This is a genomic window from Bradyrhizobium sp. STM 3809, assembly GCF_000239795.1.
In the GTDB taxonomy this organism is placed as follows: domain Bacteria; phylum Pseudomonadota; class Alphaproteobacteria; order Rhizobiales; family Xanthobacteraceae; genus Bradyrhizobium.
On record NZ_CAFJ01000718.1, the window covers coordinates 1 to 8,524 of the forward strand.

General features: G+C 67.8%; 9 protein-coding genes. 4 read left to right on the plus strand and 5 right to left on the minus strand.

The annotated features are described in order from the left end of the window. The coding region (locus BRAS3809_RS37185; RefSeq protein ID WP_210161122.1) for a hypothetical protein at positions 1-182 on the plus strand (182 nt) is incomplete at its 5' end. 434 nt (positions 183-616) lie between these two features. Here BRAS3809_RS37185 and ggt read toward each other — a convergent pair. Continuing rightward, positions 617-2,203, minus strand: coding sequence for a gamma-glutamyltransferase (gene ggt / locus BRAS3809_RS30975; protein WP_035659653.1), 1,587 nt, complete (start codon positions 2,201-2,203; stop codon positions 617-619). A 132-nt stretch (positions 2,204-2,335) separates the two neighbouring features. Between ggt and trhO the strand changes: the two genes are divergently transcribed. Further along, positions 2,336-3,115, plus strand: coding sequence for an oxygen-dependent tRNA uridine(34) hydroxylase TrhO (gene trhO, locus BRAS3809_RS30980; RefSeq protein ID WP_008965959.1), 780 nt, complete (start codon positions 2,336-2,338; stop codon positions 3,113-3,115). Continuing rightward, positions 3,102-3,329, plus strand: coding sequence for a SlyX family protein (locus tag BRAS3809_RS30985; RefSeq protein WP_008965960.1), 228 nt, complete (start codon positions 3,102-3,104; stop codon positions 3,327-3,329). The genes trhO and BRAS3809_RS30985 overlap by 14 nt, the downstream gene beginning before the upstream one ends. Positions 3,330-3,342: 13 nt before the next feature. On the opposite strand, the gene BRAS3809_RS30990 is transcribed toward BRAS3809_RS30985, so the two are convergent. Together BRAS3809_RS30990 and BRAS3809_RS30995 are read right to left on the minus strand one after the other, a co-directional pair. Continuing rightward, positions 3,343-5,253 carry a diguanylate cyclase gene (locus tag BRAS3809_RS30990; protein ID WP_008965961.1) on the minus strand — a complete coding sequence of 637 codons (1,911 nt, stop codon included), beginning with the start codon at positions 5,251-5,253 and terminating at the stop codon, positions 3,343-3,345. 162 nt (positions 5,254-5,415) lie between these two features. Next, positions 5,416-5,658, minus strand: coding sequence for a hypothetical protein (locus tag BRAS3809_RS30995; RefSeq protein WP_008965962.1), 243 nt, complete (start codon positions 5,656-5,658; stop codon positions 5,416-5,418). Positions 5,659-5,840: 182 nt separating this feature from the next. Between BRAS3809_RS30995 and hemE the strand changes: the two genes are divergently transcribed. Next, the gene (gene hemE / locus BRAS3809_RS31000; protein ID WP_035659662.1) at positions 5,841-6,887 is read left to right on the plus strand and encodes a uroporphyrinogen decarboxylase; all 1,047 of its coding nucleotides are present in this window, start codon (positions 5,841-5,843) and stop codon (positions 6,885-6,887) included. Between the two features lie 4 nt (positions 6,888-6,891). Here hemE and hemC read toward each other — a convergent pair whose 3' ends face one another. Beyond that, positions 6,892-7,869: a hydroxymethylbilane synthase gene (gene hemC / locus BRAS3809_RS31005; RefSeq protein ID WP_035659656.1), complete on the minus strand. Its 978-nt coding sequence runs from the start codon at positions 7,867-7,869 to the stop codon at positions 6,892-6,894. A gap of 15 nt (positions 7,870-7,884) precedes the next feature. Beyond that, a partial coding sequence (locus BRAS3809_RS31010; protein WP_035659658.1) for a GMC family oxidoreductase occupies positions 7,885-8,524 on the minus strand: 640 nt, incomplete at its 5' end.

Consider the following 8,524-nt stretch of genomic DNA (forward strand, 5'->3'; position numbering starts at 1 on the left):
GATCGCGAGGGACGGACCAAGCGGACAACTCGGGCGTCATCGGCCGCGAGAACGTGATGCCATCCTCATCTCTGATCGACCCGTCTCGCCGCCAAAACCACCGCCGTTGTCCCGGACAAGCATCGACGCGCGTCAGCGCGGCGATGCGCCGATCCGGGATCCATACGCCGCAGCAGTCGTGAAGGGCACAAAAGCCAATGACCAGGCCGCCTCAAACCGCTTCCAGGGGTGTGGGTCGCGGCTCAAGGCCGGGACGACCGCGAGGTTCGGAGCGGCCGTAGGGTGGGCAAAGCAGACGCCCGCAGGGCGGCGGCGTGCCCACCGCTTTTCAGCGAGCGCGTGCGCGGATGGTGGGCACGGCGCGGGAGAGAGCAAGTCGCAACTGATAGATCCCGGCGCGCCTTTGCCCACCCTACGGGCTGGCGCGCGACGATCGAGGGGCGCCGTAGGGTGGGCAAAGCGGACGCCCGCAGGGCGGCTGCGTGCCCACCGTCTTTCAGCGAGCGCGGAGTGCGAATGGTGGGCACGGCGCGGGAGAGAACATGCCACACCCGATAGATACCGGCGCGCCTTTGCCCACCCTACGGGGCGGCGCGCGACGACATACGCGCCCGCCTCAATATCCCAGCGCGCAGCCGTCCTTGCGCGGGTCCGAGCCGCCGGTGAGCGTGCCCTTGTCCCAGTCGATCCAGATTGCCTGGCCGCCGCCGAGCGGCGACACCACCTTGGTGGTCTTGTGGCCGATCCGCTGCAGCCCCTCGACGACCTCGGCCGGTACGCCATCCTCGAGCTGATAGACGCCCTCGTAATGCAGGCCGCGCGGCATATCGATCGCCTCCTGCACGTCGCAGCCATAGTCGAGGATGTTGGTCAGCACGTGGGTCTGGCCGACCGGCTGATACTGGCCGCCCATCACGCCGAACGACATCTGCGCTCGGCCGGCCTTGGTGGCCAGCGCGGGGATGATGGTGTGCAGCGGACGCTTGCCCGGGCCGATGCAGTTCGGATGGCCCGGCTGGATGCGGAAGCCGCCGGCGCGGTTCTGCAGCAGCACGCCGGTCTCGTTGGAGACGATGGCCGAGCCGAAGGAATGCGCGATCGAGTTGATGAAGGAGCAGACGTTGCGGTCGCGGTCGACCACCGTGATGTACACCGTCTCCGGGTTCATCGGCGGCGCGACGTTCGGCAGGTCCAGCAGCTTGTCGAGGCTGATCTGCGAAATGTACTCGTCGGCGAACTCCTTGGCGAGGATGCTCGCGACCTCGGTGGTCATGTGCTGGGGATCGCCGATGTGCTGCTCGCGCATCATGTAGGCGATACGCGCGGCTTCGGCCTCGAGGTGGAAGCGCTCGACGCTGAGCGGATCGATCCGCGTCAGGTCGAAGCGCGACAGGATGTTGAGCATCACCAGCATGGTGATGCCCGGGCCGTTCGGCGGGCACTGCCAGACGTCGTAATCCTTGTAGGCGGTACCGATCGGCGAGGTCACCTCGGTCTGATGATTGGCGAAATCCTCCAGCGTGTGCAGGCCGCCAATGCCGCGCAGCGTCTGCACCATGTCCTCGGCGACGGCGCCGGTGTAGAAGCCCTTCGGCCCCTCCTTGGCGATGACGCGCAGGGTCTGCGCGAGTTCCGGCTGGCGGATCACGTCGCCGGCGACGGCCGCCTTGCCGCGCGGCAGGAAGTAGCGCGCGGTGTTGGTGCCGTTCTTGAGCTTCTCGAACTGGTTGTTCCAGTCGAAGGCGACGCGCGGCGCCACCACATAGCCGTCCTCGGCGGCGCGGATGGCCGGCTGCAGCAGCCGGTCGAGGCCGAGCCGGCCGTGGTCACGCAGGATGCGGTCCCAGGCGTCGACCGACCCCGGCACCGACACGGCATGCGCGGAGGTCAGCGGCACCGAGTGGATCTTGCGCTCGAGGTACCAGTCCACGGTGGCCGCGGCGGGCGCCCGGCCCGAGCCGTTATAGGCCATGATCCGGCCCTCGCCCTTCGGCTGCACCAGCGCGAAGCAGTCACCGCCGATGCCGGTCGATTGCGGCTCGATCACCCCGAGCAGCGCGCAGGCCGCCACCGCCGCGTCGGCCGCCGTGCCGCCGGCGCGCAGCACCTCGATCCCGGCGAGAGCTGCCTGCGGGTGCGAGGTGGCAATCATTCCGTTCTGGGCGTGGACCGTGGACCTGCCGGGGAAATGGAAGCTTCTCATCGTGGCTCGCTGCGTGACCGTGTGGTGGCTGGAATGCCAGTGCTGGCCGGCTACATCGCACATTCCTTCCGGGCGGGGCAATGGCCAGGGATACCAGCTTTTCTATGGTCAGGTCTGCTGGTAAACGGCCGCATGCCCCTGACCGTCGCCGCCTTCTATCAGTTCGTAGCACTGCCGGACTTTCGCGACCTGCGCGCGCCGCTGCAGGACTTCTGTGCGACGTGCGGTATCAAGGGCAGCATTCTGCTCGCGGAAGAAGGCATCAACGGCACGGTCGCCGGCACGGACGCGGCGATCGCGGCCCTGGTCCAGGAGTTTCGACGAGGAGCGTCGTTCGCCGGCCGGCTCGACAATCTGGAGCTGAAATTCTCCCAGGCTGCAGCAATGCCGTTCCAGCGGCTGAAGGTCCGGCTGAAGCGGGAGATCGTGACGCTCGGGGATCCCCTGGCCGACCCGACGCGGCAGGTCGGGACGTATGTCGGTCCCGCGGATTGGAACGCGCTGATCGCCGCACCGGATACGCTGGTGCTCGATACGCGCAATGCGTTCGAAGTGGCGATGGGCACCTTCGAAGGCGCCGTCGATCCCGGCCTGCGCAGCTTCGGCGAGTTCAAGGATTTCGCCTCTCGCGCGCTCGATCCGGCCAGGCACAAGCGGATCGCGATGTTCTGCACCGGCGGCATCCGCTGCGAGAAGGCGAGCGCGCTTCTGCTGGCGCGCGGGTTTTCCGAGGTCTACCACCTCAAGGGCGGCATCCTGAAATATCTCGAGGACATCCCGGAGGCCGAGAGCCGCTGGCGCGGCGGCTGCTTCGTCTTCGATGAGCGGGTCGCGCTCGGCCACGGGCTGCGCCAGCACGCCGCCGCAGCCGGCCAGGGCCAAGCGGAGGGCGCAGGCGATGAGCAACTCTGAGCAATCGGATCAGGAGCTGACCGAGCGGATCGACCGGCTCGAGATGCGGCTGACCTTCCAGGACGACACGATCGAGACGCTGAACCAGACCATCACCGCGCAATGGCGCGAGATCGACGCCCTGAAGCGGCAGATCGCGCTGCTGGTCGAGCGGCTCGAGGATGCCCAGAGCAATGCCGAGGGGCCGCGCAATGAGCCGCCGCCGCACTACTGAGCCTGCGGCGATCTCAGGCCGGAATGGTCGCCGGCGCCTTGCTCGACGGCAGCTCGACCACCTCGCCCGCCATCACCATGCGGTCGCGGCCGCCATCCTTGGCCAGATAGAGCGCGTGGTCGGCGGCTTCGATCAGCGAGGCCGGGCCGGCGGAGCGTTCCAGACCCGGACGGCAGACGGCGCCGCCGATGCTGGCCGTCACGATGCCGGCCGGGTTTTGCGCATGGACGAGACCGGCGGCATGCAGTGCCCGCCGGATGCGCTCGCCGAGCCGGACACATCCCTCGGCGTCGGTGTTGGGCAGCAGGATGGCGAACTCCTCACCGCCGTAGCGGGCGACCAGGTCCGAGCTGCGTTGCGCCTCGTCGGCGAGGACGCTGGCGACCGTGTGGAGGCATTCGTCGCCGGCCGGATGGCCATAGGTGTCGTTGAAGGCCTTGAAGTGGTCGATGTCGATCATCAGGAGGCCCAGCGAGGTCTTTTCGCGATAGGCTCTGCCCCACTCCTCCAGCAGCCGCTCGTCGAAGCGGCGGCGGTTGGCCAGCCCGGTGAGGCTGTCCTCGATGGCCAGCGTCTCGAGCCGGCCCTGCAAGGCCTTCTGCTGCGTCACGTCGCGCGTGACCGCCACGAAGCCGTCGAGCTCGCCATCCGGCCGGCGGGTGGCGCGGACCGTGGCCTCGACCCAGATCTCGGACTTGTCGCGCCGCCGCATCCGGTAGGTCACACGCGCCTCGTCCGCGATGCCTCGCCTGAGCTGATCGAGAATCTCCTGCAGCTGCGGCCGGTCGAGCGGGTGCACACCGGAGACGGCGCGCTTGCCGAGCAGCTGCGAGGGATGCCAGCCGAGCACGCGCGAGGTCGAGGGCGAGACATAGCCGATGCATTCGTCGAGCTCGATGCGCGTCACGATGTCGCTCGAGCCTTCGGCGAGCAGTCGGAAGTTCTCCTCCTTGGCGGCGAGCGCCGCGGCCAGCTGCTGGCGCTCCAGGAGCTGCCTGACGAGGAAGATGCCGATCGCGACCACCAGCGCGAGCAGGCTGAGCAGGACGGTGAACCGCACGGTGGCATCGCGCAGCCACCTGGCAAGCACCTCTGCTTCCGTCCGCGTGGCCAGAACGAGGAACGGGTAGCGCTGCGCGTGCTGATAGAACGCGATGCGATCCGATTCCTCGCCGGCGCGGCGGAAGCGCATCGTGCCGGATCTCGGGTGATAGGGGATGGCTTCGAGGACCGGCCGGCCAAGCCGGCTGGGATCCGGCTCGGCATTGTCCGCGAGCACCAGTCCCTCGCGGCTCATCAGACTAATCGTGCCCTCAGGGCCGACGTCGAACTGCCGGTAGAACTCGGCGAAATAGGCGACGTCGATGGTCGCGAGCACCACGCCGCCGAAACTGCCGTCGGCGTGGTTCCAGCGTCGCGAGAGCGTGATCACCCACTGCCCGCCCGACTTGCTCTGCACCGGCCGGCCGATCAGCAGCGAGCGGTCCGCCGACGTCCGGTGATGGGTGAAGTAGTCGCGGTCGGCATTGTTGTAGTTGGCGAGCGTGACATCCTCGGTCGTCGCGAGCCAATCGCCGTTGGCGCCATAGGCGAAGATGCCGCGGATGCGGCCGAGCGTCGCCTTTCGCGCTTTCAGGATCGTCTGCAAGCGCTCGATCGCACCCGGCTTGCCGTCGTCGGTCTCAAGCGCAGTGACGACGCCGCGCAGCAAGGAATCCGCAAGCTCGAACGTGTCCTCGACGTGCTGAGTCAGCGATCTCGCGAGATTCCCGAGGTCGACCTCGGCGCCGTGCAGCTTGGCATTGCGGGATGTCCACTCGCTCCATCCACTGAAAGCGAGGATCGCACTGCAGACGAGCGCAAGGACACCAGCCGCCCACAGCGGCAGGCGGCTCGGGCCGACTTTGGTCGCTCCAACGTCCATTCAGCGGGACTCTCCGGATCACGGGAGAATCTCACCGAAACCTTAGCTATCTCTGAAATGTTCCATGTCGGAAACCTCCGCGATCCGTCCGTAAGATTACGGGTGCGGCGGTATAACTACGCACTTGAAAGGCCAACCGGCGCTCGCCCGCTTGCGATTGGCTCAGCGGGCGAACACCGACCTGACCTTCTCCCACAACGACGAGGTCCGCTGCGCCTGTGTGTCACGGTCAGCCGCTTTCACCCGCGTCGTCGAGGGCTGCTGCAGGCTCACCGGATCGGATGCGGGAAACGTGTCCATCAGTCCCTTGTCGAGCTGGGTTGCAGCCTCGCGATCGAGACGAACAGCTTCGCGCGGATCGACCGCATGCTTGTCGGGCGGCGCGGGATTGAATTTCTCAGCCATGATCGACCTCCCTGTACAGCGACAACGCAGCGGAGAAAGGCCCGTTCCCCGGCGCACCAGCCGCGCGGCCACCGACGGGCGCACATCTGCCCGCGATCCCGAACCGATATGCGCTTGGCCGGAACCGTCGGGCCATGTATCACGGACGGTAAACTGTTCCCTCGGGGTTGCGGAGCGCCAGCGTGAGTCAGACTGCCGTGAACAAGCCTTTCATCGACGTGCTCGCCGGTCAGCGCCAAAGCGTGCCTCCGATCTGGATGATGCGACAGGCCGGCCGCTACCTGCCGGAATATCGCGAGGTGCGCGCCAAGGCCGGCGGCTTCCTCGATCTCTGCTTCAATCCGGAGCTCGCGGCCGAGGTGACGCTGCAGCCGATCCGGCGCTTCGGCTTCGATGCCGCGATCATCTTTTCCGACATTCTGGTGATCCCGCATGCGCTCGGCCGCAGCGTCCGCTTCGAGGTCGGCGAAGGTCCGCGGCTCGATCCGCTCGATACGCCGGAGAAGATCGCGACGCTGTCCGGACAGGCCGACCTCTCCAAGCTCGAAGCCGTGTTCGAGGCGTTGCGGCGTGTCCGCAGCGCGCTGCCGCAGAGCACGGCGCTGATCGGCTTTTGCGGTGCACCATGGACGGTCGCGACCTACATGGTCGCCGGCCAGGGCACGCCCGACCAGGCGCCGGCCCGGCTGCTCGCCTATCGCCACCCGGATGCATTCCAAAAGATCATCGACGCGCTGGTCGACAGCTCCATCGCCTATCTGCTGAAGCAGCTCGACGCCGGCGCCGACGCGCTGCAGATCTTCGACACGTGGGCCGGCGTGCTGTCGCCGCGCGAATTCGCCCGCTGGTCGGTAGCGCCGACGCGGCGCATCGTCGCGGGCGTGCGCAAGGTCAGGCCCGATGCCAAGATCATCGGTTTTCCGCGCGGCGCCGGCGCGCTGCTGCCCGGCTACGTCGCCGAGACCGGCGTCGACGGCGTGAGCATCGACTGGACCGCGGAGCCCGGCCTGGTGCGCGAGCGGGTGCAGAGCAAGGTCGCCGTCCAGGGCAATCTCGATCCGCTGGCGCTGATCACCGGCGGCGCGGCGCTCGACCAGGCGGTCGACGACGTGCTGGCGAGCTATGCAGGCGGCCGGCACATCTTCAATCTCGGCCACGGCATCACGCCGGAAACCCCGATCGCCCATGTCGAACAGATGCTGGCGCGGGTGCGCGCCTACAAGGGTTGACGACCTAGCGCGGCCGGCTGCGCTCGATCAGCGCGGCCGCGCCGCTGGCCAGCAATTCGAGCCCGACCGCCCGGCCGAGTTCGCGCGGACGATCGACGGGGCCGGTCCGCTGGGCCTCGATGAAGCGGCCGCCATCCTCGTCGAGCACCGAGGCGGTCAGCGTCAACTGCGCGCCGTCGATGGTCGAGAAACCTGCGATCGGCGAGTTGCAGTGGCCGTTGAGCACCCACAGCACCTCGCGCTCGGCATCCGCGCAGGTCCGCGCATCAGCGTCGTCGATGGTCGCCAGAATGCGCCGCGTCTCGAAGTCGGCCGCGGGGCATTCGACCGCGACGATGCCCTGCCCGGCCGCCGGCAGCATGTCGGCAACCGGAAATTCATAGGAGGCGCGCTCGGCCAGCCCGACCCGCTCCAGCCCGGACCGCGCCATGATCAGCGCATCCGCCGGCCCCACCGCGCCGCCGCCCGGCAGCCGCTGCAGTTCGCCATTGTCGAGCTTGCGGATGCGGGTATCGGCGGCGCCGCGGAAATGGATCAGCTCGGCATTCGGAAACAGCCGCCGCGCATAGGCCGCCCGGCGCACCGCATTGGTGCCGATCTTGAAGCCGCGGCCGCCATCCTTGCGAAAGTCCTCCAGCGCCAGTCCCTTGCGCAGCACCAGCACATCACCCGGCGGATCGCGCGACAGCAGCGCCGCAATCACCAGACCCGGTGTCTCCTCATTGCCGGGCATGTCCTTGAGCGAATGCATCGCCGCATGCAGCTTGCCGTCCAGCATCGCCCGGCGGATCTCGGCTACGAACGCGCCGCCCTTGCCGCCATGGGTGAGCAGCTTGCTGGTCTGGTCGGAATCGCCCGTCGTCTCGAACTTGACGATCTCGATATCGAGCGACGGGATCGCCGCCTGCAGCCGGCGCGCGATCTCCTCGGTCTGGGCCAGGGCCATCGTGCTCTTGCGGGTGCCGATCCGGAAACGTGTCACGAACTCATTCCTGCGTCAGCGCGCGTCCTGCAAGATCATGTCGGAGGCCTTCTCCGCGATCATGATGACCGGCGCATTGGTGTTGCCCGAAACCAGGTCCGGCATGATCGAGGCGTCGACGACGCGCAGACCGTCGATGCCGCGCACGCGCAGGCGCTGATCGACCACGGCCAGCGCATCGGTCCCCATCCGGCAGGTCGAGGTCGGATGGTAGATCGTGCTGCCGGTCTGCCGGCAATAGGCCAGGATGTCGTCGTCGCTCACGATCTTGGACCCCGGATAGGCTTCATCCGACACATACGGCTTCAGCGCGGGGGCCGCCAGGATTTTCCGCAGGATCCGCAGGCCGTCGATGTTTGCACGCCGGTCCGTTTCGCTCGCCAGATAGTTGATCCGGATCTCGGGCGGGGTTGCCGGGTCGGCGTTTCGGATCCGCAGCGAGCCGCGGCTCTCCGGCCTGAGCTGGCACACCGAGGCGGTGAAGCCCGAGAAGGTGTGCAGCTTCTCGCCCATCCTGTCGGTCGAGAACGGGATGAAATGGATCTGGATATCCGGGCTGGCGAGTCGCGGATCGGTCTTGAAGAAGGCGCCCGCCGTCCCTGCCGCGATCGTCAGCGGCCCCTTGCGGAACGCCGCATAGCGCGCACCCGCCAGC